General features: G+C 58.6%; 24 protein-coding genes. 18 read left to right on the forward strand and 6 right to left on the reverse strand.

What is annotated here, in order from left to right:
* Window positions 1-30: 30 nt before the first annotated feature.
* On the reverse strand, window positions 31-1692 hold the full coding sequence (gene ettA / locus ACSSVV_RS14585) for an energy-dependent translational throttle protein EttA (RefSeq protein WP_222534802.1): 1662 nt from the start codon (window positions 1690-1692) through the stop codon (window positions 31-33).
* A gap of 387 nt (window positions 1693-2079) precedes the next feature.
* On the opposite strand from ettA, the gene glyA reads away from it, so the two are divergent.
* The 8 genes from glyA (at window position 2080) to ACSSVV_RS14625 (ending at window position 8689) form a co-directional block, all read left to right on the forward strand.
* Window positions 2080-3333 carry a serine hydroxymethyltransferase gene (gene glyA, locus ACSSVV_RS14590; protein ID WP_023011677.1) on the forward strand — a complete coding sequence of 418 codons (1254 nt, stop codon included), beginning with the start codon at window positions 2080-2082 and terminating at the stop codon, window positions 3331-3333.
* A 72-nt stretch (window positions 3334-3405) separates the two neighbouring features.
* Window positions 3406-3924, forward strand: a complete 519-nt coding sequence (gene nrdR / locus ACSSVV_RS14595) for a transcriptional regulator NrdR (RefSeq protein WP_023011678.1) — start codon at window positions 3406-3408, stop codon at window positions 3922-3924.
* Window positions 3921-5036, forward strand: coding sequence for a bifunctional diaminohydroxyphosphoribosylaminopyrimidine deaminase/5-amino-6-(5-phosphoribosylamino)uracil reductase RibD (ribD, locus tag ACSSVV_RS14600; RefSeq protein ID WP_023011679.1), 1116 nt, complete (start codon window positions 3921-3923; stop codon window positions 5034-5036). The genes nrdR and ribD overlap by 4 nt, the downstream gene beginning before the upstream one ends.
* A 64-nt stretch (window positions 5037-5100) precedes the next feature.
* The gene (gene ribBA, locus ACSSVV_RS14605) at window positions 5101-6216 is read left to right on the forward strand and encodes a bifunctional 3,4-dihydroxy-2-butanone-4-phosphate synthase/GTP cyclohydrolase II (RefSeq protein WP_011784362.1); all 1116 of its coding nucleotides are present in this window, start codon (window positions 5101-5103) and stop codon (window positions 6214-6216) included.
* A 48-nt stretch (window positions 6217-6264) separates the two neighbouring features.
* Window positions 6265-6741 carry a 6,7-dimethyl-8-ribityllumazine synthase gene (gene ribH, locus ACSSVV_RS14610; protein WP_011784363.1) on the forward strand — a complete coding sequence of 159 codons (477 nt, stop codon included), beginning with the start codon at window positions 6265-6267 and terminating at the stop codon, window positions 6739-6741.
* Window positions 6741-7217: a transcription antitermination factor NusB gene (nusB, locus tag ACSSVV_RS14615; RefSeq protein WP_014420583.1), complete on the forward strand. Its 477-nt coding sequence runs from the start codon at window positions 6741-6743 to the stop codon at window positions 7215-7217. The genes ribH and nusB overlap by 1 nt, the downstream gene beginning before the upstream one ends.
* A gap of 3 nt (window positions 7218-7220) precedes the next feature.
* Window positions 7221-8168 (forward strand): thiamine-phosphate kinase, encoded by a 948-nt coding sequence (thiL, locus tag ACSSVV_RS14620; protein ID WP_023011680.1) that lies wholly within the window; start codon window positions 7221-7223, stop codon window positions 8166-8168.
* Window positions 8165-8689 (forward strand): phosphatidylglycerophosphatase A family protein, encoded by a 525-nt coding sequence (locus tag ACSSVV_RS14625; RefSeq protein ID WP_023011681.1) that lies wholly within the window; start codon window positions 8165-8167, stop codon window positions 8687-8689. Before thiL ends, ACSSVV_RS14625 begins: the two co-directional genes overlap by 4 nt.
* A 32-nt stretch (window positions 8690-8721) precedes the next feature.
* Here ACSSVV_RS14625 and ACSSVV_RS14630 read toward each other — a convergent pair whose 3' ends face one another.
* Window positions 8722-8925, reverse strand: a complete 204-nt coding sequence (locus ACSSVV_RS14630) for a DUF6316 family protein (RefSeq protein WP_011784367.1) — start codon at window positions 8923-8925, stop codon at window positions 8722-8724.
* Between the two features lie 269 nt (window positions 8926-9194).
* Here ACSSVV_RS14630 and ACSSVV_RS14635 point away from each other — a divergent pair, with 269 nt between their 5' ends.
* The gene (locus ACSSVV_RS14635) at window positions 9195-9842 is read left to right on the forward strand and encodes a DUF2057 family protein (RefSeq protein ID WP_454106451.1); all 648 of its coding nucleotides are present in this window, start codon (window positions 9195-9197) and stop codon (window positions 9840-9842) included.
* Between the two features lie 25 nt (window positions 9843-9867).
* Here ACSSVV_RS14635 and ACSSVV_RS14640 read toward each other — a convergent pair whose 3' ends face one another.
* Complete coding sequence (locus tag ACSSVV_RS14640) at window positions 9868-11394, reverse strand: WS/DGAT/MGAT family O-acyltransferase (RefSeq protein WP_113880387.1); 1527 nt, start codon at window positions 11392-11394, stop codon at window positions 9868-9870.
* An 82-nt stretch (window positions 11395-11476) separates the two neighbouring features.
* Window positions 11477-12397: a LysR substrate-binding domain-containing protein gene (locus tag ACSSVV_RS14645; protein WP_454106452.1), complete on the reverse strand. Its 921-nt coding sequence runs from the start codon at window positions 12395-12397 to the stop codon at window positions 11477-11479.
* 152 nt (window positions 12398-12549) lie between these two features.
* Between ACSSVV_RS14645 and ACSSVV_RS14650 the strand changes: the two genes are divergently transcribed.
* A complete protein-coding gene (locus ACSSVV_RS14650) occupies window positions 12550-13536 on the forward strand; it encodes a glutathione S-transferase family protein (RefSeq protein ID WP_454106453.1) in 987 nt (328 codons plus the stop codon).
* Window positions 13537-13550: 14 nt separating this feature from the next.
* On the opposite strand, the gene ispB is transcribed toward ACSSVV_RS14650, so the two are convergent.
* On the reverse strand, window positions 13551-14519 hold the full coding sequence (gene ispB / locus ACSSVV_RS14655; RefSeq protein WP_114434779.1) for an octaprenyl diphosphate synthase: 969 nt from the start codon (window positions 14517-14519) through the stop codon (window positions 13551-13553).
* A 241-nt stretch (window positions 14520-14760) separates the two neighbouring features.
* Here ispB and rplU point away from each other — a divergent pair, with 241 nt between their 5' ends.
* The 4 genes from rplU to proB all read left to right on the forward strand — a co-directional run bounded on the left by rplU (window position 14761) and on the right by proB (window position 17853).
* A complete protein-coding gene (gene rplU, locus ACSSVV_RS14660; RefSeq protein WP_011784373.1) occupies window positions 14761-15072 on the forward strand; it encodes a 50S ribosomal protein L21 in 312 nt (103 codons plus the stop codon).
* Between the two features lie 35 nt (window positions 15073-15107).
* Window positions 15108-15368 (forward strand): 50S ribosomal protein L27, encoded by a 261-nt coding sequence (rpmA, locus tag ACSSVV_RS14665; protein WP_011784374.1) that lies wholly within the window; start codon window positions 15108-15110, stop codon window positions 15366-15368.
* A gap of 136 nt (window positions 15369-15504) precedes the next feature.
* On the forward strand, window positions 15505-16698 hold the full coding sequence (gene cgtA, locus ACSSVV_RS14670; protein WP_011784375.1) for an Obg family GTPase CgtA: 1194 nt from the start codon (window positions 15505-15507) through the stop codon (window positions 16696-16698).
* A gap of 30 nt (window positions 16699-16728) precedes the next feature.
* A complete protein-coding gene (gene proB, locus ACSSVV_RS14675; RefSeq protein WP_222534806.1) occupies window positions 16729-17853 on the forward strand; it encodes a glutamate 5-kinase in 1125 nt (374 codons plus the stop codon).
* A 67-nt stretch (window positions 17854-17920) separates the two neighbouring features.
* Here proB and rpsT read toward each other — a convergent pair whose 3' ends face one another.
* Window positions 17921-18190: a 30S ribosomal protein S20 gene (gene rpsT / locus ACSSVV_RS14680; RefSeq protein WP_011784377.1), complete on the reverse strand. Its 270-nt coding sequence runs from the start codon at window positions 18188-18190 to the stop codon at window positions 17921-17923.
* 266 nt (window positions 18191-18456) lie between these two features.
* Here rpsT and murJ point away from each other — a divergent pair, with 266 nt between their 5' ends.
* The 4 genes from murJ (at window position 18457) to lspA (ending at window position 24504) form a co-directional block, all read left to right on the forward strand.
* Complete coding sequence (gene murJ, locus ACSSVV_RS14685; RefSeq protein ID WP_454106454.1) at window positions 18457-20043, forward strand: murein biosynthesis integral membrane protein MurJ; 1587 nt, start codon at window positions 18457-18459, stop codon at window positions 20041-20043.
* A 118-nt stretch (window positions 20044-20161) separates the two neighbouring features.
* A complete protein-coding gene (gene ribF, locus ACSSVV_RS14690) occupies window positions 20162-21130 on the forward strand; it encodes a bifunctional riboflavin kinase/FAD synthetase (RefSeq protein ID WP_011784379.1) in 969 nt (322 codons plus the stop codon).
* Window positions 21131-21163: 33 nt separating this feature from the next.
* Entirely contained in the window at window positions 21164-23983 is a 2820-nt protein-coding gene (gene ileS, locus ACSSVV_RS14695; RefSeq protein ID WP_454106455.1) for an isoleucine--tRNA ligase, read from the forward strand.
* On the forward strand, window positions 23983-24504 hold the full coding sequence (gene lspA, locus ACSSVV_RS14700) for a signal peptidase II (protein ID WP_278350803.1): 522 nt from the start codon (window positions 23983-23985) through the stop codon (window positions 24502-24504). The genes ileS and lspA overlap by 1 nt, the downstream gene beginning before the upstream one ends.
* Window positions 24505-24506 lie beyond the last annotated feature (2 nt).

Raw genomic sequence — 24506 nt, forward strand, 5'->3', positions numbered from 1 at the left:
GGCCGGCGCGAAGGCCGGCCCGGTCATCGGTTACGCCAGTTTCTTGTACTTCATGCGCTTGGGCTGCATGGCAGAGTCGCCTTTGCGCTTCTTGAAGTCGGCGTCGTAATCGGTGAAGTTGCCTTCGAAGTAGACTACTTCGCCGTCGTCTTCGAACGCCAGGATGTGGGTCGCTACCCGGTCCAGGAACCAGCGGTCGTGCGAGATCACCAGAGCGGAACCGGGGAAGTTCAGCAAGGCTTCTTCCAGGGCGCGCAAGGTTTCCACGTCAAGGTCGTTGGTGGGTTCGTCCAGCAGCAGCACGTTGCCACCCTGTTTCAGCAGCTTGGCCAGGTGCAGGCGGTTGCGCTCACCACCGGACAGGTCGCCCACCCGTTTTTGCTGGTCGGTGCCCTTGAAGTTGAAACGGCCCACGTAGGCCCGGGACGGGGTCTCGTAGTTACCCACCTTGATGATGTCCTGGCCGTCGGAAAGCTCTTCCCACACAGTCTTGCTGCCGTCGAGATCGCGCATCTGGTCCACGTAGGCCAGTTCCACGGTTTCACCAACGGTGATGGTACCGGAATCCGGTTTGTCCATACCTGCGATCATCTTGAACAGCGTGGATTTACCGGCGCCGTTACCGCCGATGATGCCAACAATCGCGCCCGGTGGAACGTGGAACGAGACATTCTCGTACAGCAGGCGGTCGCCGAAGGCCTTGCTGATGCCGTCCACCTCGATCACCTTGTCGCCAAGGCGAGGTCCGGGCGGGATATACAGCTCGTTGGTCTCGTTGCGCTTCTGGAATTCCTGGGAGCTCATCTCCTCGAAGCGGGCCAGGCGTGCCTTGCTCTTGGACTGGCGGCCCTTGGCGTTGGTGCGTACCCACTCCAGCTCGTGTTTGATGGCTTTCTGGTGAGCGGCCTCCTGCTTGGCCTCCATCTCCAGGCGCTTCTCTTTGTTCTCCAGCCACTGACTGTAGTTGCCCTCGAACGGAATGCCGTGGCCACGGTCCAGTTCCAGGATCCAGCCGGCGACGTTGTCCAGGAAGTAACGGTCGTGAGTGATGGCGACAACGGTGCCGTCGTAATCGTGCAGGAAGCGCTCCAGCCAGGCCACGGATTCGGCATCCAGATGGTTGGTAGGCTCATCCAGCAGGAGCATGTCCGGGCCGGACAGCAGCAGGCGGCACAGGGCCACACGGCGGCGCTCGCCACCTGACAGCACTTTTACCTTCTGGTCCCAGGCCGGCAGTCGTAGGGCGTCTGCCGCCACTTCCATCTTCCGCTCTATGTCGTGGCCATCGGTAGCCTGGATAATGGCTTCCAGTTCGCCCTGTTTCTTGGCCAGTTCGTCAAAGTCCGCATCCGGCTCGGCGTAGGCGGCATAAACCTTGTCGAGCTCCGCCAGAGCGTTGTGTACGTGCGCGACGGACTCGTCAACGATTTCCTTTACGGTCTTCTCCTCGTCCAATTCCGGCTCCTGCGGCAGGTAGCCCACATTGATGCCGGGCTGTGGCCGGGCCTCACCGATGTAATCCTGGTCGACACCCGCCATAATACGCAGCAGGGAGGATTTACCGGCGCCGTTCAGACCGAGCACGCCGATTTTGGCGCCCGGGAAGAAGCTCAGAGAGATGTCTTTCAGAATTTCCCGCTTGGGCGGTACCACCTTGCCCACGCGGTTCATGGTGTATACGTATTGAGCCATTTTGGCATATTCCTTTTATCAAACAGTAGCTTGAAAAATGAAAGCACGTCAGGCGACTGATCGAGGACTTCGGGGTGAGCGATCCGGGATCGTCAAAATCAGGGATGATTTTGTCGAGCGTACAGGGACGTATTTACAGCGTATCCCGGATCGCTCACCCCGAAGGCCGATACCACGGACGTCGGTACCTGAGAACAATAACCGGGTAAGGTATCTAAAGCGTTCCGCGATAGCAATTGACAGCCTCCGGTGTGCCGGTATCTGCGGACGGCATAAAGGATGATTTTCAACCCGCTTTCAAGATAGAATAGCGGCCCAATTTTTCAGGGGTTCCGGCTTGCAAAGAGGCATCGCCGGGCCAGCCATACAGACAGGGGCAGCACATCCATGTTTACTCGTGATATGAAAATCGCCGGTTTCGATGACGAACTTTGGAACGCTATGCAGGCGGAAGAAAAGCGCCAGGAAGCACACATCGAACTGATCGCGTCTGAAAACTACACCAGCCCGCGGGTGATGGAAGCCCAAGGTAGTGTGCTGACCAACAAGTACGCTGAAGGTTACCCCGGCAAGCGTTACTACGGTGGCTGCGAGTTTGTGGACATCGCTGAGGATCTGGCCATTGCCCGCGCCAAGGAGCTGTTTGGTGCTGCCTACGCCAACGTGCAGCCGCATTCCGGTTCACAGGCCAACTCTGCGGTGTTCATGGCGCTGCTCAAGCCCGGTGATACCGTTCTGGGTATGAGTCTTGCTCACGGTGGCCACCTGACCCACGGTGCCAGCGTGAACTTCTCCGGCAAGATCTACAACGCGGTTCAGTATGGCCTGAACCCGGAGACCGGTCTGATCGATTATGACGAAGTGGAAGCTCTGGCTGTCGAGCACAAGCCGAAAATGATCATCGCGGGCTTCTCTGCTTACTCGCAGGAGCTGGACTTTGCCCGTTTCCGTGCCATCGCCGACAAGGTGGGCGCGTATCTGTTTGTTGACATGGCCCACGTGGCTGGTCTGGTCGCCGCTGGCGTCTACCCGGATCCGGTACCTCACGCCCACGTAGTTGCGACCACCACGCACAAAACCCTGCGCGGCCCCCGTGGCGGTCTGATCCTGGCCTGTGACGACGAAGATCTGCAGAAGAAGCTGAACTCTGCTGTGTTCCCGGGCGGTCAGGGCGGCCCGTTGATGCACGTGATTGCGGCCAAGGCCGTGTGCTTCAAGGAAGCCATGAGCGACGAGTTCAAGGCCTACCAGCAGCAGGTCGTGAAGAACGCCGCCGCCATGGCAGAGGTGTTCATCGAGCGCGGCTTTGACGTGGTTTCCGGTGGTACCAAGAACCACCTGTTCCTGGTGAGCCTGATCAAACAGGACATTACCGGTAAAGACGCGGATGCCGCACTGGGCAAAGCGCACATTACCGTGAACAAGAACGCCGTGCCGAACGATCCTCGTTCACCGTTCGTAACGTCCGGACTGCGCATTGGTACTCCGGCGGTGACCACACGCGGCTTCAAGGAAGCCGAGTGTCGGAATCTGGCGGGCTGGATGTGTGACATCCTTGATAACCTTGAAGACGAAGCGGTTAATAGCCGTGTGCGGGAGCAGGTGGAAGCTGTCTGCGCGCGGTTCCCGGTCTACGGCTAACAGGCTTAGAGACAGGTCAGCCCGGGCGCTCCGGTGAGTGCCCGGGTTCTTTCTTTCCGGAGCAGGTGATTTATGCATTGTCCTTTCTGTGGTGAAGCCGATACCAAGGTGATTGATTCGCGCCTGGTGGCCGAGGGTGACCAGGTTCGCCGCCGCAGGGAGTGTCTGTCCTGCCGTGAGCGATTTACCACCTTTGAAACTGCCGAGTTGGTGATGCCCCGGGTCGTTAAGCAGGACGGTACCCGGCAGCCATTTGATGAAGAAAAGCTGCGGGCCGGCATCATGAAAGCTCTGGAAAAACGTCCGGTCAGCATTGAGGAAATCGATGCCGCCCTGAACCGTATCAAGTATCGTCTCCGCTCCACTGGTGAGCGCGAGGTCAAGTCGATGCAGTTGGGTGAGGAGGTAATGACCGAGCTGCGCCAACTGGACAAGGTTGCCTACGTGCGTTTTGCGTCGGTTTACCGCAGTTTTCAGGACATCAACGAGTTCAAGGAAGAGATCGAGCGGCTGTCCCAGGGCAATGGTGATGCCGCGGTGGATGTTGCCAGGGCATTGGTGGATAACGGTACAGACAAAGGCAAGGCATGATTTCGGACCGTGATCGGGCAATGATGGCCCGGGCCGTTCAACTGGCCTGGCGCGGTCGCTATTCCACCCATCCCAATCCCCGTGTTGGTTGTGTTATTGCCAAAGGCGATCTGATTGTGGGCGAGGGCTGGCACGAGCGTGCCGGTGAAGCCCATGCGGAAGTGCGTGCTTTGAGCCAGGCAGGCCATGAGGCTCGGGGAGCCACCGCCTACGTTACGCTGGAGCCGTGCAGCCACTACGGGCGCACGCCGCCCTGCGCACGGGCACTGATAGATGCCGGTGTGGCCCATGTGTTTGCCGCCACCAAAGACCCCAATCCGTCTGTGTCCGGTCGGGGGCTGGATATGCTCAGGGAGGCTGGCATACGGGTGACCGAAGGCGTGATGGCCGATGAGGCTGCGCGTCTGAATCCTGGCTTCATGAAGCGTATGAATACCGGCCGCCCCTGGGTTCGGCTGAAGATGGCGGCCAGTCTCGATGGCCGGACCGCCATGGCCAGTGGTGAAAGCCAGTGGATAACCGGCCCGGAGGCGCGCGCGGATGTGCAGCGTTTGCGGGCGATCAGCGACGCCATCCTCACCGGGGTAGGTACGGTACTGGCGGATGACCCCTCGTTGACCGTTCGGCGGGACGAGATGGGCGATATCGGCGATGCCACGGATCCGTCCCGGCAGCCGTTGCGGGTGATCGCCGACCGGGATGCCCGTACGCCGGCCACCGCCAGGATTCTTCAGGGTGGTAATGTGCAGGTATTCTGCGCCAGTTCGACACTGGCCTCCGGCCCGGCCCAGGATCTGGCTGCGCTGGGCGTCAGCCTGACCGGGGTTGCCTGGAAAGATAACGGTGTTGATGTCGCCGAGTTGCTGGACGCGCTGGGAGAGCTTGGTATTAACGAGTTGCTGGTTGAAGCCGGCCCTACGCTGGCCGGTACGTTCATCGGTGAAAATCTTGTGGACGAGCTCTGGCTCTACCAGGCCCCGGTTTTCCTGGGTAGTACCGGCAGGCCGACAGCGCATTTGCCGCTGGAGACCATGGCCGACAAAGTGCAATGGAAGGTGCTGGATCGTCGTCAGGTGGGTGAGGATCAGCGTCTGATCCTGGCTCGCCACTAATCATTCAATCCATTCCCCGTGAACCGGCTAGACTGTCGGGAGGGGTGAAAGGGTGCAGAACCGTATGGCACTGAACAGCATTGAAGAAATCATTGAAGACATTCGCCAGGGCAAAATGGTCATCCTGATGGATGATGAGGATCGCGAGAATGAGGGCGACCTGGTGATGGCGGCGGAGCACTGCACGGCAGAGGCCATCAACTTCATGGCACGCTTTGGCCGCGGACTCATCTGTATGCCCATGACCCGTGATCGCTGCGAACAGCTGGGTCTGCCGTTGATGGTTCAGCAGAATGCTTCTGGCTTCGGAACCAAATTTACCCTGTCTATCGAAGCCCGTGAGGGTGTTACCACGGGAATTTCTGCAGCGGACCGGGCTCGTACCGTGCAGGCAGCGGTTGCCCGGGATGCCAAGGCTTCTGACCTCGTTCAACCGGGACATATTTTCCCGTTGATGTCCGATCCTGGTGGCGTTCTCAGCCGTGCCGGTCACACCGAAGCGTCGTGCGATCTGGCGGCCCTGGCTGGCTGTGAGCCTGCCGGTGTGATCTGTGAAATCATGAATGATGACGGCTCCATGGCACGGCGCCCGGATTTGGAGAAGTTCGCAGAAGAGCATGATCTGAAGATCGGCACCATCGCAGACCTGATTCATTACCGCACTATGAACGAGCGCACGGTGGAGTGCGTGGAACAGAACGAACTGGATACCGAGTACGGCCTGTTCAAACTGCACACCTACCGGGACAATATCCAGGGTGCTACCCATCTGGCTATGGTAATGGGCGATATCCAGCCGGAGGAGCCGGTGTTTGTGCGTGTGCACATTACCGATACCCTGCGCGATCTGCTGGGTGCACGCCGCAAAGATTCCCGGAGCTGGCCGCTGCATCACGCACTGGAGAAGGTTGCGGAAGAAGGCAAAGGCGTGGTGGTGCTGCTTAACAGTGCTGAAGACAGCTACAACCTGGAAGACCGGATTCAGGAGTTCTTTGACAAAGGGCAGGGATCCTCAGGCAAGGGCAGTTCCGGCGTGTATTTCACCGTCGGTACCGGTTCCCAGATTCTCCGGGATCTTGGAGTCGGTAAAATGCGCTTGCTCAGTCCGCCGGTTAAATTCTCCGCCATCTCCGGTTTCGACCTGGAAGTGGTGGAATACGTACCTTACGCCCCCGAATGATAAACCCGGTTATCGCCAATAAGGCGATGACCCGTGAAGGAGCCCGAGATGGCAGATATCAAAGTAATTGAAGGTGATTTTACCCAGTGCAGCGGCCGCTATGCGCTGGTGGTTGGCCGGTTTAACGGCTTTGTGGTGGAAAGTCTGGTGGAAGGTGCAGTGGATACCTTGCGTCGTCACGGCATTTCCAATGATGACATTGCCATTATCCGTGTGCCGGGTGCCTATGAAATGCCACTGGCGGTCAAGCGTGTTGCCGAAACCTCGGACTACGACGCCATTATCGCCCTTGGCGCGGTAATTCGTGGTGGTACTCCGCACTTTGAATACGTGGCGGGCGAGGCCTCCAGCGGCCTGGGCGCTGTCAGCCTGGAAACCGATGTCCCGGTTACCTTCGGCGTATTGACCGTAGATTCCATTGAGCAGGCCATCGAACGCTCCGGCACGAAGGCCGGCAACAAGGGCGCGGAAGCCGCCATTACTGCCCTGGAAATGGTCAGTCTGTTCAAAAAGTTGGGTGAGTAATGAGCGAAGCGGGTGACACTTCTCCCCAGCCGGGGAAAACCGGCCAGCCCAAGGCAGGCGATCGCCGCCGGGCACGGGCGCTGGCCATGCAGGGTTTGTATCAGCGGCACTTCAGCAAAACGCCGATTTCTGATATCGAAGCCGAGTTCATGGTCGACAACGACATGAGCAAGGTCGATATCATGTATTTTCGGGATCTTCTGCGTGGCGTTTACCGCGAGCAGGCAGAGCTCGACAAACTGCTGGAGCCGTTTCTGGATCGTCCCCTCAAGGAGGTCGACCCGGTTGAACTGGCGATCGTTCGCCTGGGCGCCTATGAGCTGAAACACCGCATCGATGTGCCCTATAAAGTGGTCATCAACGAGGGTATTGAAATGGCCAAGCGCTTTGGTGGCACCGAAGGGCACAAGTTCGTGAACAGCATTCTGGACAAACTCAGCCGCCGGCTTCGCCTGGCCGAGACCCGCCCGCGTTGATTCATGGGTGAATTTGAGCTGATCCGGAAGTATTTCCAGCCGCTGGCCGATGGTGCCGGGCAGGATCAGCTCCTTCTCGGTCCCGGCGACGACTGTGCGATCCAGCGGGTATCGCCGGGGCTGGATCTGGTGTTTTCTGTGGACACCCTGGTAGAGGGCGTTCATTTTCCTTCCGATTATTCGCCAGATTATCTCGGATGGCGAGCTCTGTCGGTTGCGGTAAGTGATTTGGCCGCGATGGGCGCAAGCCCGGTCTGTTTTACTCTGGCTTTAACCTTGCCAGACGCCAATCAGGGCTGGCTGAAGCCGTTTTCAGAGGGGCTGGCCCGGGCCAGCAAAGCCTTTGGTATCGCCCTGGCGGGCGGAGATACTACCCGTGGCCCCCTGACAATCAGCATCCAGGTGCACGGAACTGTTGAGAGTGGGCGTGCGCTGTATCGATCCGGCGCGAAGCCCGGCGACCTGATATGTGTCAGCGGCACGCTCGGGGCGGCCGGTGCCGCTCTTGATTACCTTGCTGCCCCCGCGCCCTCACCGGCCCAGCTCGCCTTGTTGTCACGTTATCATTTCCCGCAGCCTCGTCTGTCACTGGGTCAGCAGCTGGCGGGCTGCGCCTCCTCTGCCATAGATATTTCTGACGGGCTCCTGGCGGATCTCGGCCATATCCTTGATGCCTCGGGGGCCGGAGCGCGAATCGACACGGAACGTATACCGATGATGGCAGAGTTGGTTGCATTAAAGGGTGAGAACGCCCGGGATCTGGCGTTGGGAGCAGGAGATGACTATGAGCTTTGCATCACCATCCCGCCAGAAACCTTCGGCACTCTTGACGACTCTGTGGCCCGTGAGCTGACGGTCATTGGAGAGATTACTTCGGAGCCTGGCCTTCAGCTGAGCGGGCCGGTCTCTGGCGTCATTCAAGGATATGAGCACTTTGGGAGACCCGCATGAGTGATGAGCTGATGCCTGAACCGGACGCCGCCCAGGTCATCTTGCCCCCTGGCTTTCTGAAAAACCCGGTCCACCTGTTGGCCTTCGGTTTTGGCAGCGGTGCAGCGCCCAGAGCGCCGGGAACCTGGGGTAGCCTCGCCGCTATTCCGGTTTGGTATGCCTTTTCCTGGATGCCTCCGTTGGCCTACTGGCTCGTGGTTCTGGCGGCGTTTCTGGTGGGTATCTGGTTGTGTGGCAAAACCGCGACAGACCTGAAAGTGCATGATCACGGCGGTATTGTATGGGATGAATTTGTGGGGATGTGGATTGCCCTGGGCCTGTTTCCGGATCAGCTTTACGGGGTGCTCATGGCGTTCATGCTGTTCCGGCTGTTTGACGTGTGGAAGCCCTGGCCCATTAACTGGCTGGATGAGCGCTTGCCCGGCGGGCTCGGGATTATGGTGGACGATGTCGTCGCCGGGGCCATGGCGCTGGGTTGCCTTTGGGCGATTGACGTCTGGGTGATGCCCTATATTATCTAGCTGGGCATCACCCATTCGGTCTGTCGGGTAGGTTAGTGCACCTGCTGCTCTTCTGGCAGCATGCGAACAACATGCAGAAAGCGTTTAAGGCCGACTTCTGCCCGCTCTCTTGAGGCAAAAGGCCCGCTATCGAAGCCCTCGCGGGTTGTAAAGTACCATTTGCTCCCTACGCAGAAAAAACGACTGCTGCGAAACGGGACGGGGCCTTGCTCTCCTGTCCTGCGCTGAGTGTCCATGGTTTCTCCTGAGCCCACTTGTTCTTTTCTTCTCGGGCTGTGCGTTGTGTAAGCCGACTTGTTTAAAATTAATCCAATTGCAGCCGAATTCAACAATTTTTTACATTCTTACGTTGGGCGTCACATTCCGGACCTTCCTGCAGTGAAAGTGAATTCCGTTGCGTGCCTTGCTCTGATCCGCCCGGATGGTCAGAATGCTTGGCAGAGTTGTCCTCAACATTGCAGGCCGTGCCAACGGCCATCCCTATGGATAAGGAGATGAAGTGAGTATGTGTCACGTTCCAAGGCTTTTCAAGTTGCTGGCTGTTCTGGCGAGCGTTGTCATGGCGGGCTGTGCATCGAGTGTGGCCAGAGTGGATACCTGGGAAGGCCAGTTGCCGGCGACGACAAAACCGGCTGTGCTGCAGGCGCCCGGTGAGATACAGGTGATCAGTGTGAATGGTCGGAACATGACCAACTTCCTGATTGAGGATCTGGCACTGGACTACGGTTTGTTGCCGGGAGAGAACGAGGTGGTGTTCCGCTACAAAACCATCTGGGCGAAGAGTGGTGTGGTACGCAACGGCGAATCCAAAGTGCATGTTATCGAGAGCAGCACTCAGGTGGCGCGTTTCACGGCGAGCCCGGACGCAGTCTATGGTTTCGAGTTTGATAAGCCGGCAAGTCGCCAGGAAGCCGAAACCATGATGGAGAGCTTTTCAGCAAAGATCGTGGCCGGCAATGGCACTGTCGTGGCGGTATCTGAGGAGTGGGACGGACAGTCCCGGCTGACGGACAACCGCACTCCGGTTCCGGCTTCCGGGGGCGAGAGCACCAGCCGGCCCCAGGAAGGCAGCACTCTGGAGCAGCTCAAAGCCATTTGGGCCGATGCTTCTGATGAAGACAAGAAAGCCTTTTTGCGTTGGGCATTCGAATAACCCGGCGCCGGGCCTGCGGGCCCGGCTATCTTCTGAATCTGCCCAGCCCGCCTTTCAGCAGTTTTTCCACGTAGGCAAGGACATCGTCGGTCAGGTTGTGTTGTGGTTCCGGAAACTGCTCATGGCCCTGATCGGGGCCCAGCTCCGCTGCAGCTTTCTCTATCGCTTCCAGACTGTCGTGTACCAGTTCCGGTAGCTGGTCGCTGTCGGCGACCACGTCCGGGCAAAGAGTAAAGTTCAGGGTGAGCTGGCCCTGGTAGCTGACCGCAACAATCACCAACCCAAGGCTGTCGAATAATGGGGCACTGTTGTACTGGCGCACCAGTCGGGCACCTTGCAGGTACAGCGGTACCTGCGGGCCCGGTACGTTGGTAATCGGCACGTTGAACAGTGGCTGGTAGCGCTGTGCGACCTGCAGCTCGGAATACAGGCGGGCGGACAGTGCCAGCAGCGTTGACGGAAGTAGCTCGGTCAGCCGGTCTGCGGCTATGGCTTCACGGTAGGGCTCGGATTCAACCGCATTGCGGTGAATTCGCCGGATCCGGGCTGCCGGGTTGGGTTCTGCGGTGGCCAGGTCCAGCAACATGGCTGACATCTGATTGCCGGTGGCCTTGCGAAGACTGCTGGAACGAACCGAGATCGGCGTCATAGCGACCAGCGAGGATTTCGTTTCTATGTTCTGGTTGGCGAGGTATCGGGCCAGGGATTCGGCACACAGGCCGAGGACCACATCATTCAGGGTGACGTCGACCAATGAGCCCTTGATGGCTTTGAGCCGGGACAAGTCCACGCTGGTTGAGACAATTCGCCGGTTGGCGGTAATCTGCCGGTTGAAGGGGCTGTGGGGCGCGGTGAACAAGGGCAGTGGCAATGGCAGCTTGTGTAATTGCTTCTGGATCAGCCCACGGGTGGTGGCTTCGGCGGCGTTATAGGCCAGAGAGGCCAGCTGCATCGGCGTTTTCAGCATGTTGGCGCCGGCCTGCAGGAAAACCCGCTCTTCTGAAGGTTCCTGCCTTGGCAGCCAGGGACGTGGTGGCGTGATGGTTCTCGGGCTGGGTGTGTACTCCAGTAGCTTGCCCATGATTTCCTCACCGCTAAACGCGTCAATGGCGGCATGGTGCAGCTTCACGATCAGTGCAAACCCTTCTTTTTCACCCTCCGGATCGTCGATCCGGAAACCATCGACAAAGGTGATGTGCCAGAGTGGTCGGTCCCGTTTCAGCGGCTCTTCAAGAATCTTCGAGGCCAGGGATATCAGGCTGGCCTGCTTGCCGTGTTCGCCAAGGTTTACGTAGGCCAGGTGCCGCTCGATGCTGAAATCGGCGTCGTCCACCCAATAGGGGCGGCCAAGCCGGAGAGGGATTTCTTTCAGCTTCTGGCGGAACAGAGGTACCACGTGGAGCCGGCTGCGCAGATAGGCGACGAAGGTGCTGAATGCCAGTGGGTTGGACAGCCCGCTGGCATCGAACAGATAAATGCCGCCGATGTGCATCGGTGTGGTGTCCGATTCCAGATACAGGAACGAGGCATCCAGTTCCGACAGCTGACGCATGGAACGCACTCCTTGTGTTTCTCGTTGTATTCGGCTGGTCAGTATACTTCAGGTCGTGAATTCGCCGGTTGGCCCCTTTGCCTCAGGAATCGGCAGGCTTGAGCCACTGGCTGAGGTTCTGGTCTTCGCTCAGCCTATTCCAGAACCACATCAGTGCCTTGCCTTTGTCTTCACTGTGGCGGGCCAGGTGAATGGCGATCGGGGGGCGTGGTTCGTGCACGGCTTTCGCCACCAGCCGGCCTGAAGCCAGTGCCTCCCGGATGCGTGGCAAGGGCAGCCAGCCAACGCCAAGGCCTGCTTCCTGTATGGCAATTTTCTGGTCGATGTTGGTGACGGTCAAGGTTCGTTGGCGCAGGAAGATGCCGGCATGGCCGGGTGGCAGCGCGCGGGAGGTGTCGGCGGCAACGGCAGCGGGAAATGGGGCGATGTCGCTTTCTGTCAGGGGTTCTTCTGCCTGGGCCAAAGGGTGGTTGGCCGCCACGGCAAAGACGAAAGGTATCTCGCCCAGTGGCTTGGTGGTAAAGCTTCCGGCGGGCTTGCTGAGCTGATCTGCGCCGATCACCATGTCGACGCGCCGGCTTTGCAGGGCGTCCCAGGCGCCTGCAAAGACCTCCTCCACCACCTGTACATCCACTGGAACGCCCAATTGGTAAAAAGCGTCAATCGCCGGAAACAGGCATTGTGCCGGCAGCAGCGAGTTGAATCCTATTCTAAGCCTGGTTTCCCAGCCCTGAGCTACCTGGCGGGTAGAGTGAGCCAGGTTCTCGGCGGCTTCAAGCAGCGAGCGGCCTTCCTCCAGCAGGTAACGACCGGCGGGCGTGAGCACGGCTTTGTGGCCGGTTCGGTCAAAGACACTGACGCTGAGGTCTTCCTCAAGCTTCTGAACGGTGTAACTGATGGCCGAGGGAACCCGGAACAGTTCGCTGGCGGCACCGGCAAAACTGCCCTTGCGGTCGATAGCGTCCAGTACTTTGAGTGCGTCGATGGTAATGGCTGTATGCATGTTCGAATAATCTGAAAGTGTTTGCCAGAAATGCTTGCTATCAGCCTAGCAGCACAGTCGTTAGCCTGTCTCTATTAATTCAGAACCGGGTCGGCCCCATCACACTTCATCAGGGCAAATGTCATGGTGGCTGACCTCGCAGGAGGGTAGTTATGGGCTTGTTGGTTGACGGCTGTTGGCACGATCAGTGGTATGACACGGGCAGAACCGGCGGCAAGTTTGAGCGCGAAGCGGCGCGGTTCCGGAACTGGGTAACCGCTGACGGCTCCGCCGGGCCGGCCGGAGAGGGTGGTTTTCCTGTAGTGAGTGGCCGGTATCACTTGTATGTTTCCATGGCCTGCCCCTGGGCCCACCGCACCCTGATTTTCCGGAAGCTCAAAGGTCTGGAGAGCCATATTTCGGTGTCTGTCGTGCACCCGGACATGGTGGAAAACGGCTGGGAGTTCCGGCCCGGTCGCAAAGAACATCAAGACGACTTGTATAATTTTGACTTCATGCACCAGATCTATACCCGTGCCGCCCCGCATTATTCTGGCCGGGTCACGGTGCCGGTGTTGTGGGACAAAGAGCGCGAAACCATTGTCAGTAATGAATCCGCAGATATTATCCGGATGTTCAATTCCGCCTTTGATGGCCTTGAGGGCGTGAATAACGACCGGGATTTCTACCCGGAAAGCCTGCGTGGTGACATCGAGGCGGTGAATGAGCGGGTTTACCACACGGTGAACAACGGTGTTTACAAAGCAGGGTTCGCGACTGCGCAGGACAAGTATGAGGAGGCCTATCAGGCCCTGTTCGACTCCCTGGACTGGCTGGAAGAAAGGCTGGCGGGGAAGCGCTATCTCACCGGTAACCGGCTAACCGAGGCCGATTGGCGGCTGTTCACCACGTTGATCCGATTTGATGCGGTGTATTACAGCCACTTCAAATGCAACCGCCAGCAGATCCGCGACTATCCGAATCTGTCCGGCTATGTGCGGGAGCTATATCAGGTGCCGGGCGTGGCTGAAACCGTGGATCTGGGCCAGATCAAGCGTCACTACTACGTAAGTCAGCGCACCATTAACCCAACGCAGATTGTGCCGGTGGGGCCAGAGCTGGAATTCGAAGCACCCCACGGGCGTGAACATCTCGGCTGAAAGGGCCTGGTCGACTAGCTGACCCGGGCTACCGCCACTTCGGTCAATAGTTCCAGCGCCTGCCGGTGCTCAGAGCCCGGCAGGCAGGCCAGCAGGTCTCTCGCGATCTGCGCCTGCTCTTTTGCCTTTGTCATGGTGTATTCGATGGCACCGGACGCCTTCACGATATCCAGTACTTTCGGCAGGTCGTCCAGCCCTCCCTTCCGGATGGCCTGGCGGATCAGCTGCCTTTCGGCTTCGCTACCATTGGCCATGGCGTAGATCAGCGGCAGGGTGGTTTTGCCTTCCGCCAGGTCGTCTCCCACGTTCTTGCCCATGGTTTCGGCATCGCCCTGATAATCGAGAACGTCATCAACCAGCTGGAATGCCAGCCCGAGGTGTTTGCCATAGTCTTTCAGGGCATTTTCCTGTTCCGCGCTGGCTCCGGCCAGCAGGGCGCCCGTGTGGGACGCGGCTTCAAACAGCATGGCGGTCTTGTTGTGGATAACGACCATATACTGGTCTTCGCTCAAGTCCGGGTTCTTCACATTCATCAGCTGCATGACCTCGCCCTCGGCAATAACGGCCGTGGCGTGCGACAGCACGTTCATGATCGGCAGGCTCTGCAGCTCGACCATCATTTCGAAGGCCCGGGCATAGAGGAAATCGCCGACCAGCACGCTGGGCGCGTTGCCCCATTTTGCGTTGGCTGTGCTGCGGCCGCGGCGCATATCGGAGGTGTCTACCACATCGTCGTGCAGCAGGGTGGCGGTATGCAGGAATTCAATCACGGCAGCCAGCTTCAGATGATCGTCTTTCTGGTAGCCGGCGGCCTGGCTGGCCAGGAGAACCAGCAAAGGTCGCAGGCGTTTGCCGCCGCTTTCGATAATGTACTGGGCGATTTTCTCAACCAGCGGGACATCGGAAGCGAGCCGCTTGATGATAAGGTCGTTAACGCGGCTGAAATCATCCGCTACGGTGTCGTAGATGCGCTGGGCTGTCATCGGGCCGGTAAGTCCCTTGCTGGTGTTTTCGTTGAGTTTTCGGGCAGGTCGCGGCAATGCTAGGTATTGCTGCTTACAGTGTCAACTTGAGCCGGAATCCGGCTTGTATTGGTCGACGGGTTTTCGTACAATCACGCGCCCAACTCATCCCAACCTGCGCTCCCTGCAATAGGGTCGCCAGAGCGCTTCCCTTAGAACCAGGTGGATAAGAGCAGGGATGGGTCAATCGCGGAGACTATGAATGTACGCAGTTATTGTTAGCGGTGGTAAGCAGCACCGTGTAAAAGAAGGCGAAACTCTGAAGCTGGAAAAGCTGGAAGTTGAAACCGGCGGTTCCGTTGAGTTTGATCGTGTTCTTCTGGTTGCCAATGGCGACGACGTAAAAGTTGGCGCTCCGGTTGTTGAAGGTGCCAAGGTGACCGCAGAAGTGGTTAGCCACGGTCGTCACGACAAAGTGAACATCATCAAGTTCCGTCGTCGTAAGCATCACATGAAGCGTCAGGGCCACCGTCAGTGGTTTACTGAAGTCAAGATCACGGGTATCCAGGGCTAAGCCCTCGAATAACCCCTTAATGAAGGAGGCTGGTAATGGCTCATAAAAAGGCAGCAGGTAGTACCCGTAACGGTCGCGATTCCGAGTCGAAACGACTTGGTGTCAAGCGCTACGGTGGCGAGTCTGTATCTGCAGGCAGCATCATCGTTCGTCAGCGTGGCACCCGTTTCCACGCTGGCAGCAACGTAGGCATTGGCAAGGACCACACCCTGTTCGCGAAAGCGGAAGGTCAGGTGAAGTTCGAAACCAAAGGCCCGCAGAACCGCAAGTTCGTAAGCATCGTTCCGGCTGCGTAAGCAGCGGCGATCCGGTTCTGTTGAACCTTGGGTTTGCCTGATATGCTGATTTAGTCAGTTCTCAGGTGAATCCGGAGCCCCGCAAAGCTTCCTTGAGGCTGCGGGGCTTTTTAGTTTATGCAAAGGCATTTGGCGTATGAAATTTGTAGACGAAGCCACCATCATTGTTGAAGCCGGTAAAGGCGGGCATGGTTGCCTGAGCTTCCGGCGGGAAAAGTACGTGCCAAAGGGTGGTCCCGACGGCGGTGACGGTGGGGATGGCGGTTCCGTCTATCTGGAGGCGGACAGCGCACTCAATACCCTGATTGATTACCGCTTCCAGCGTAAATACAAGGCCCAGAATGGTGAGCCGGGCGCTGGCCGTAACTGCACCGGTACTAAAGGCGAAGATCTGGTGCTACCGGTGCCGGTTGGCACGACAGTGGTGGATATGGATACCCATGAAGTGCTGGGAGATCTCACCAAAGAAGGTCAGCGTCTGAAAGTGGCTCAGGGTGGTTTTCACGGCCTTGGCAATACCCGTTTCAAGTCGTCCGTTAATCGTGCTCCGCGCCAGACCTCCAAAGGGTCTGAGGGTGAGGCGCGTAATCTGCGTCTGGAACTGAAGGTTCTGGCCGATGTCGGTTTGCTGGGTTTGCCCAATGCCGGCAAGTCTACGTTCATCCGGTCGGTTTCCGCCGCGCGCCCGAAGGTAGCGGATTATCCCTTCACCACCCTGGTACCAAATCTTGGTGTGGTCAGTGTGCAGGCTCATCAAAGCTTTGTTATTGCCGATATTCCTGGTTTGATTGAGGGGGCAGCCGAGGGTGCGGGGCTTGGTATTCGTTTCCTGAAGCACCTGGTCCGGACGCGCTTGTTGCTGCACCTGGTGGATGTTGCTCCATATGACGGCTCGTCCCCGGCCGACGCGGTCAGGGCGATTGCCCACGAGCTCGAAAAGTTCAGTGAAACGCTGGCCAGCCGTCCTCGTTGGCTGGTGCTGAACAAGGTCGATATGGTCGCCGAGGAAGATCGTGAGGCCCATTGTCAGGCTATTGTTGATGAGCTTGGCTGGGAGGGGCCTGTGTTCCGCATTTCGGCGCTGAGTGGTGAGGGCACCAAACCTCTGGTGCAGGCCGTGATGCGCTGGATTGAGGAACAGGCCGAGCAGGAAGCCGACAATCCCGATTTCGCTGAGCAGGAAGCCGCGCGCAGGCGTCGCATGGACGAAGAGGCCCGTCAGAAAATTGAGGCGGATCGTCAGGCCCGTAGAGCGGCCCGTAACGCGGATGATGACGACGACTTTGACGACGATGATTACGACGTTGAAGTGGTTTACGCACCGGAATAACTCACTAACGGAAGAGACTGTAGCGCTATCATGAGTGAACGCCTTCAGCTTCGACAGGCCCGCCGTCTGGTGGTCAAGATCGGTAGTGCCTTGCTGACCAATGATGGCAAAGGTCTGGATGTGGCCGCGTTGGGGTTGTGGGTAGATCAGATCGCCGAGCTGATTGCCGAAGGGGTGGAGGTGGTGGTGGTGTCCTCCGGCTCGGTCGCCGAAGGCATGAGTCGCCTTGGTTGGACAGTTCGCCCCCAGCACTTGCACGAGTTGCAGGCTGCGGCTGCTGTGGGGCAGATGGGGCTTGTGCAGACCTGGGAGGCCCAGTTCAAGCGCCATGATATCCATACGGCGCAGATTCTGCTGACCCACGACGACCTCTCCGACCGCAAGCGTTACCTGAACGGCCGCAGTACCCTGCGTACGTTGCTGGATTACGGTGTGGTGCCGATCGTGAACGAGAACGATACGGTGGTGACCGACGAGATCCGCTTTGGTGATAACGACACCCTGGGTGCGCTGGTGGCCAACCTGATTGAGGCGGATGGTCTGATTATTCTGACCGATCAGGTGGGGTTGTTTAATAAAGACCCCCGCAAGCACGGCGATGCCGTGCTTGTGACCGAGCGCAGGGCGGAAGATCGCGAGCTGGATGCCATGGCCGGCGGTGGTGCCGGAGCGCTCGGGCGTGGTGGTATGCAGACCAAGCTGAGGGCGGCCCGGTTAGCGGCCCGCTCAGGCGCGTTTACGGTGATTGTTGGTGGCCGGATTGAGCATGTGATTGCCCGATTACGCCAGGGTGATGTGATTGGTACCTTGCTGTTGCCGGAGCAGGGGCGGCTGGCGGCCAGAAAGCAGTGGATTGCCAGTCACTTGCAAACCCGGGGCAAGCTCACGCTGGATGATGGTGCGGTGAAGGTATTGCGCCAGGGTGGGCGGAGTCTGTTGCCGGTGGGTGTGAAAGCGGTGTCCGGGCAGTTCCGGAGGGGGGAGATGGTCTCCTGTGTCGATCTGACTGGCAAAGAAATCGCGCGGGGGCTGGTTAACTATGATGCTGATGAGGCCAGGGCTATCGCGGGCCGGTCCAGTGATCGCATTAATGATGTTCTGGGTTATGTGTCCGATGAGGAGATGATCCATCGGGACAATCTGGTGGTGGTTTGACCATTTGCGCTTGATTCAGGCACAAAAAAACCGGCTGGCTAGCCGGTTTTTTTAATTCTGAACAAAATCAGGCGCTTTTCAGGGCCTTGATTTTGGCGTTCAGGCGGCTCTTGTGGCGAGCAATCTTGTTCTTGGCGAAGATGCCTTTGTTGACCATGCTGTCCATGATCGGCTGAGCTTCTTTCAGAGCAGCCTGGGCTTCATCGTGGTTGCCGGCCTTGATCTTGGCGTCGACCTTTTTCATGTAGGTGCGTGCCATGGAACGCAGGCTGGCGTTATGCTTGCGGTTTTTCTCGTTCTGACGAGCGCGCTTCTTGGCTTGCGGGGAATTTGCCACCGTAAAACTCCTGAAAATTCGTTGCTATAAAAAAGAAATTTTTACATCGCGGGCGCGCCAAAACCAGCGCGTCGAAATAAATGACGCGGAACTATGCCGCTGAATGCCCGAAATGTCAAGGCCGCCGCACGGTTCGTGCCTCGCCTGCAAAGCCCTGTGATACACTCCGGCATCGCAGCGCTGGGGCTGGCCGGGGGGCGTTACTCCGCCTTGTGGATTACCGAGATGGCCCGTAGCTTCCACTCAGGATTCTGGACGCCGAAATCATGTCTTCCGAACAACGAAAGCCACCCTCAACAGGGAAGTCAGAACCGTCCAGGGCGCCGGGATTGTTGAGATCGTCTGGCGTGGTCGGGATGATGACCATGCTGTCCCGGGTGTTGGGTCTGGTTCGGGATATGGTGATTGCCCGCTATTTTGGCGCGGGAGCGGGGGCTGACGCGTTTTTTGTGGCATTCAAGATTCCCAACTTCCTCCGGCGTCTGTTTGCCGAAGGTGCGTTTTCTCAGGCTTTTGTGCCGGTGTTGTCATCCTATCGGGAAACGCAGGATATTTCGCAAGTGAAACGCCTGGTAGACGCCGTGGCCGGTTCTCTGGGTTTGGTGCTTCTGGCGGTAACTCTTGTTGCGATGCTCGGCTCGCCGGTGCTGACCGCGGTGTTTGCGCCAGGATTTCTGGGTGACGACGTCAAGTTTGCGCTCACCAGCGAGATGCTGCGCATTACCTTTCCGTATCTGCTGTTGATATCCCTGACCGCCTTTGCGGGTGGCATTCTCAACAGTTATGACCGGTTTGCGGTGCCGGCCTTCACTCCGGTCTTACTGAACCTGGCGATGATTTCGGCGGCCATTTTCCTCACACCGGTGATGGATGAGCCGGTGATGGCCCTGGCCTGGGGTGTGTTCATTGCCGGGGCCTTGCAGCTGTTTTTCCAGTTGCCGTTTCTGATGCGCCTGGGGCTTCTGCCCAAGCCTCGGATCGATTATCGGCACGAGGGCGTAAGCCGTATCCTGAAGCTGATGGCGCCGGCGCTGTTCGGGGTTTCGGTCAGCCAGATCAATCTGTTACTGGATACCGTGCTGGCCTCCTTCCTGCAAACCGGGAGCGTGTCCTGGCTGTACTATTCCGACCGTTTGTCGGAGTTGCCATTGGGGGTGTTCGGTATTGCGATCGCCACGGTGATTCTGCCAAGTCTGTCGCGCAAGCATGCGGCAGCATCTGCGGACCAGTTTGCAGCGACCCTGGACTGGGCTGTGCGGGCCGTTCTGCTGATCGGCGTGCCGGCCGCCCTGGCGTTGGCTTTGCTGGCCGAACCCTTGATCGCAACCCTGTTCCACTACGGCGAAGTGACCGATCGCGATGTCGCGATGTCAGCACAAAGTCTGCGGGCCTATTCGGCGGGTTTGCTGGCGTTCATGTTGATCAAGGTGCTGGCACCGGGTTTTTTCGCCCGGGAAGATACCAAAACCCCGGTAAAGATTGGTGTGATCGCCATGGTCGCCAATATGGTGTTTAACCTGGCGCTGATCGTGCCGCTGGCGCATGCCGGGCTTGCGCTGGCGACATCGCTTTCTGCCTGGCTCAACGGTTATCTGCTCTGGCGCGGACTTCGCAAGGAAGGCGCCTGGAAAAGCCAGTCGGGCTGGCCGAAGTTCCTGATGCAGCTGGCGTTTGCGAACAGCGCGCTGGCAGCGGTGATCCTCTGGCTGAATGTGCCGGTTGGCCAATGGCTGGCCTTTACTGGCCTGCAGAGGGCTTCGGCAATGACGATTCTGGTTGTGGCTGGGGTTCTCGCCTATTTTGTTGCGCTGGCCCTTGCAGGTGTTCGCGTGCGGCAATTCCGCCAGAAGTAAGGCGTCGTCATTTCTACCACGCCCGCTCCTGGGGTATAATCGCGCGTTTTCTCACCAGTGCGTCGCGCGTTCGCGCCGGCGCGCCGAAAGCCATTGGCAGCATTAGGGTTCGCAGTACATGCGTCTGATTCGAGGCCTGACCAATCTCAAGCGTATCGCGGGAAGTGCGGATTCTCCGCTGGCCGATGGGTGCGTGGCCACTATCGGCAACTTTGACGGCGTTCATCGGGGCCACAAAACCATCATCGATCAGGTCAGAGGCAAGGCTCAGGCACTTAACCTGCCGTCTGTGGTGATGATTTTCGAGCCTCAGCCCCAGGAATTTTTCAAGGGGGCGGAAGCGCCTCCCCGGTTGATGCCGTTTCGCCAGAAATTTGAAGCTCTGCTTGGCGAAGGCGTTGATGTGGTGCTGTGTATCCGCTTTGACGAAACCTTCCGCAGCTATTCCGGCATGGGCTTTATCGAGGATGTGCTGATCCATGGCCTTGGGGTTCGTCACCTGGTGGTGGGCGACGACTTCCGCTTCGGCTGCGACCGGGCCGGCGACTTCAGGCTGTTGCAAAGCGTGGGGCAGGAACGGGGCTTTACAGTTGAGAATACCCGCACCGTTGTCGTGGACGGAGAGCGGGTGAGTAGCACCCGGGTGCGCAACGCCCTGAATGTGAACGGACTTGAGGAAGCCGAGCGACTCTTGGGGCACCCTTACCGGATCCATGGGCGGGTGGTATATGGCCGGCAGCTGGGCCGGCAGATCGGCGCGCCCACCGCCAATATCCTGCTGCATCAGATGCCGGCGCTGAGAGGGGTTTACGTGGTGAGGGCCCGGCTCGATACCGGGGAATGGCGTGATGGCGTGGCGAACATCGGCCTGCGCCCCACGGTAGATGGCAAGCGACCATCGCTGGAAGTGCACCTGTTTGACTTTGCTGGCACACTTTATGGCCAGCACCTGGAAGTCGTGTTCCGCCATGGCCTGCGGGACGAAGTGAAATTCGACTCTGTTGACGAACTTCGGCAACAGATCGCCCGGGATTTTGAGCATGCCCGGGCCTGGTTGGCGGAGAACCCCGCCACCCCGGAAACCTGATTCAACTGACCAACCAAGAGTACGCACACAGACATGAGCGACTACAAGCATACCCTGAATCTGCCGGAAACCGCGTTCCCCATGCGCGGTAACCTGGCCAAGCGCGAGCCGGACATGCTCAAGCACTGGCAGGACCTGAACGTTTACGGCAATCTGCGCAAGCAGCGCCAAGGTCGTGAGAAGTTCATCCTGCACGATGGCCCTCCCTACGCTAACGGCAGCATTCACATCGGGCATGCGGTCAACAAGATCCTGAAAGACATGATCGTGAAATCCCGCAGTTTCATGGGCTACGATGCACCCTACGTGCCGGGCTGGGATTGCCACGGTCTGCCCATCGAGCACAAGGTTGAGCAGGAAATCGGCAAGGCCGGCGTGAAGGTGGACTACAAAACCTTCCGCCAGGCCTGCCGAGACTACGCCACCAAACAGATCGAAGGCCAGAAGGCCGACTTTATCCGCCTGGGCGTGATGGGTGAGTGGGACAAGCCCTATCTGACCATGGATCCAAAAGTGGAGGCGGGCATTGTCCGGGCGTTGGGTAAGATCGTCGCCAAGGGCCACCTGGTGCGGGGCTTCAAGCCGGTTTACTGGAGTGTGGTTGGTCAGTCCGCACTGGCAGAAGCCGAAGTTGAATACCAGGACAAAACCTCTACCCAGATCGACGTGCGTTTTACCGCCGTCGACCAGGACGCCGTGCTGAACACCTTCGGAACCAGCGAAGGTGAGGGCGATGTATCCCTGGTGATCTGGACCACGACTCCCTGGACGATTCCCGCCAACCAGGCGGTGTCCATCGGTGCCGATATTGAATACGCACTGGTACAGTTAGATGTCGGCCACGGTGCTGAGCGCATGATTCTGGCCACGGACATGGTGCAGGGCATCATGGCTCGCTGGGGTGTGGAAGACTACAAAGTGCTGGCCAACGTCGCCGGTTCCGCACTGGAAAACCAGTTGCTGCACCATCCGGTGTACGACAAGCAAGTGCCTGTGCTGCTGGGTGACCACGTTTCCCTGGAAGCCGGTACCGGTGCAGTACACACAGCGCCTGACCATGGTATGGAAGACTTCGTGGTGGGTAAGGAATACGGCATTGGCACCCTCAACCTGGTGAAAGCCGACGGCACCTATACCGACGCAGCCGGCGAATTCGCTGGTGTGCACGTATACAAGGCCGATGAGCCGGTATGCGCCGCGCTGGAACGCGAAGGCAAGCTGGTACGCTCGGAAAAATTCCGCCACAGCTACCCGCACTGCTGGCGCACCAAGACCCCGCTGATCTACAGGGCTACCCCCCAGTGGTTCATCAGCATGGACAAGCTCAACCTGCGCGCCGATGCCCTGGAAGCCATCAAAGGCGTGCGCTGGGTGCCGGCCTGGGGCCAGAATCGCATCGAGGCCATGTTCGAGCAGAGCCCGGACTGGTGTATTTCTCGTCAGCGCACGTGGGGCGTGCCGATCACCCTGTTTATCCATAAGGAGACTCAGGAGCTGCACCCGAACACCCAGGAACTGATCGAGAAAGTCGCCCAGGCGGTGGAAACCGGCGGCATCGATGCCTGGTACGACATTGACCAGAACGAACTGCTGGGTGCTGACGCCGACCAGTACGAAAAAGTGCTGGATACCCTGGACGTCTGGTTTGACTCGGGTGTCACCCATGACTCTGTATTACGGGTACGTGAAGAATTGGGCCAGTTCCCGGCCGATATGTACCTGGAAGGCTCTGACCAGCATCGTGGCTGGTTCCAGTCATCCCTGAAAACCTCCATTGCCATGAATGGCGTGGCGCCGTACAAGCAAGTGCTCACTCACGGCTTCACTGTGGATGCCAAGGGCTACAAGATGTCCAAGTCCCTGGGTAACGTTATCGCCCCACAGGAAGTCATGAACGAGCTGGGTGCAGACATCCTGCGTTTGTGGGTCTCTGCCACCGACTACAGCGGTGAGATGAGCGTTTCCAAGGATATCCTGCGCCAGACTGCAGACGGCTATCGCCGTATCCGCAACACTGCACGCTTCCTGCTAAGCAACCTGACCGGGTTTGATCCGGACCAGCATATGGTCGCGCCGGAAGACATGATTGCCCTGGACCGCTGGATGGTCGACCGCGCCCTGCAGCTCCAGAACGAACTGCACGAAGACTACGGCAACTATGCCTTCCTTCGGATCTACCAGAAGGTGTACAACTTCTGTGAAGCCACCCTGGGTGGCTTCTACCTGGACATCATCAAGGACCGCCAGTACACCACCCAGGCCGACAGCCTGGCGCGACGTTCCTGCCAGACCGCGCTCTATCATGTAGCTGAAGCCCTGGTGCGCTGGATTGCGCCAATCCTGAGCTTCACCGCTGATGAAATCTGGCAGCACCTGCCGGGTAAGCGCGGCGACACTGTGTTCTACGAAACCTGGTACCAAGGCCTGACTGCGCTTCCGGACGACTTCGAGCTGGGTCGCGACTACTGGCGTGAAATCTACGCTGTGAAAGAGGCGGTCAACAAGTGCCTGGAAGAAGTCCGTGCCCGAGGTGAAATCAAAGGCTCATTGAGCGCGGAAGTGACTCTTTACTGCGAAGGTAGCCTGGCCGAGCGACTGAACTATCTTGGTGAAGAGCTGCGCTTTGTGCTGATTACCTCTGAAGCCACCGTTAAGCCGGTGAGCGAAGCGGCCGGCGTAGAGCAAACCAACCTGGAAGGTCTGCTGGTGAAAGTGACCCCGGCGACTCACGCCAAGTGCGAACGCTGCTGGCACCACCGTGAAGACGTGGGGCAGAACGAGCAGTACAGCGATCTGTGTGGCCGTTGCGTGACCAATGTGGAAGGCCCGGGTGAAACCCGTGCATACGCCTGATGGATGCGGTCATGACTGAAAGCACTGGCAGTAAACTGAAATGGCTGTGGCTGGCGGTGCTGGTCATCGCCATTGACCTGGGCACCAAAGCCATAGCCACGGCTATGCTGACCTACGGTGACCCGGTACCGGTACTGCCCAGTTTCAACCTGACGCTACTGCACAACACTGGCGCGGCATTCAGCTTCCTGGCCGATGCCGCCGGGTGGCAGCGCTGGTTCTTTGTCACCCTGGCGGTCGTGGTCAGTGTGGTGCTGGTGGGATGGCTGAGAAAACTCAAAGCCGATGAAACCTGGACCGCGATTGCCATCGTATTGATCCTCGGTGGTGCCATCGGCAACGTATACGACCGGGTGGTGCATGGTTACGTGGTGGACTTCCTGCATTTCTACTGGCAGGACTGGCATTTCCCGGCCTTCAACCTGGCCGACACCGCCATCACCATTGGTGCTGCCATGATGATCATCGATGCATTCCGCAAACCCGCTGGTGCCAGCGGCGATGCTGACAGGAGCAACTGAAC

It is taken from the genome of Marinobacter sp. MBR-105 (assembly GCF_053628895.1).

Coding starts and splice junctions, on each gene's coding strand:
- ettA (WP_222534802.1), bottom strand. CDS start 1,692: ATGGCTCAATACGTATACACCATGAACCGCGTGGGCAAGGTGGTACCG.
- glyA (WP_023011677.1), top strand. CDS start 2,080: ATGTTTACTCGTGATATGAAAATCGCCGGTTTCGATGACGAACTTTGG.
- nrdR (WP_023011678.1), top strand. CDS start 3,406: ATGCATTGTCCTTTCTGTGGTGAAGCCGATACCAAGGTGATTGATTCG.
- ribD (WP_023011679.1), top strand. CDS start 3,921: ATGATTTCGGACCGTGATCGGGCAATGATGGCCCGGGCCGTTCAACTG.
- ribBA (WP_011784362.1), top strand. CDS start 5,101: ATGGCACTGAACAGCATTGAAGAAATCATTGAAGACATTCGCCAGGGC.
- ribH (WP_011784363.1), top strand. CDS start 6,265: ATGGCAGATATCAAAGTAATTGAAGGTGATTTTACCCAGTGCAGCGGC.
- nusB (WP_014420583.1), top strand. CDS start 6,741: ATGAGCGAAGCGGGTGACACTTCTCCCCAGCCGGGGAAAACCGGCCAG.
- thiL (WP_023011680.1), top strand. CDS start 7,221: ATGGGTGAATTTGAGCTGATCCGGAAGTATTTCCAGCCGCTGGCCGAT.
- ACSSVV_RS14625 (WP_023011681.1), top strand. CDS start 8,165: ATGAGTGATGAGCTGATGCCTGAACCGGACGCCGCCCAGGTCATCTTG.
- ACSSVV_RS14630 (WP_011784367.1), bottom strand. CDS start 8,925: ATGGACACTCAGCGCAGGACAGGAGAGCAAGGCCCCGTCCCGTTTCGC.
- ACSSVV_RS14635 (WP_454106451.1), top strand. CDS start 9,195: ATGTGTCACGTTCCAAGGCTTTTCAAGTTGCTGGCTGTTCTGGCGAGC.
- ACSSVV_RS14640 (WP_113880387.1), bottom strand. CDS start 11,394: ATGCGTCAGCTGTCGGAACTGGATGCCTCGTTCCTGTATCTGGAATCG.
- ACSSVV_RS14645 (WP_454106452.1), bottom strand. CDS start 12,397: ATGCATACAGCCATTACCATCGACGCACTCAAAGTACTGGACGCTATC.
- ACSSVV_RS14650 (WP_454106453.1), top strand. CDS start 12,550: ATGGGCTTGTTGGTTGACGGCTGTTGGCACGATCAGTGGTATGACACG.
- ispB (WP_114434779.1), bottom strand. CDS start 14,519: ATGACAGCCCAGCGCATCTACGACACCGTAGCGGATGATTTCAGCCGC.
- rplU (WP_011784373.1), top strand. CDS start 14,761: ATGTACGCAGTTATTGTTAGCGGTGGTAAGCAGCACCGTGTAAAAGAA.
- rpmA (WP_011784374.1), top strand. CDS start 15,108: ATGGCTCATAAAAAGGCAGCAGGTAGTACCCGTAACGGTCGCGATTCC.
- cgtA (WP_011784375.1), top strand. CDS start 15,505: ATGAAATTTGTAGACGAAGCCACCATCATTGTTGAAGCCGGTAAAGGC.
- proB (WP_222534806.1), top strand. CDS start 16,729: ATGAGTGAACGCCTTCAGCTTCGACAGGCCCGCCGTCTGGTGGTCAAG.
- murJ (WP_454106454.1), top strand. CDS start 18,457: ATGTCTTCCGAACAACGAAAGCCACCCTCAACAGGGAAGTCAGAACCG.
- ribF (WP_011784379.1), top strand. CDS start 20,162: ATGCGTCTGATTCGAGGCCTGACCAATCTCAAGCGTATCGCGGGAAGT.
- ileS (WP_454106455.1), top strand. CDS start 21,164: ATGAGCGACTACAAGCATACCCTGAATCTGCCGGAAACCGCGTTCCCC.
- lspA (WP_278350803.1), top strand. CDS start 23,983: ATGGATGCGGTCATGACTGAAAGCACTGGCAGTAAACTGAAATGGCTG.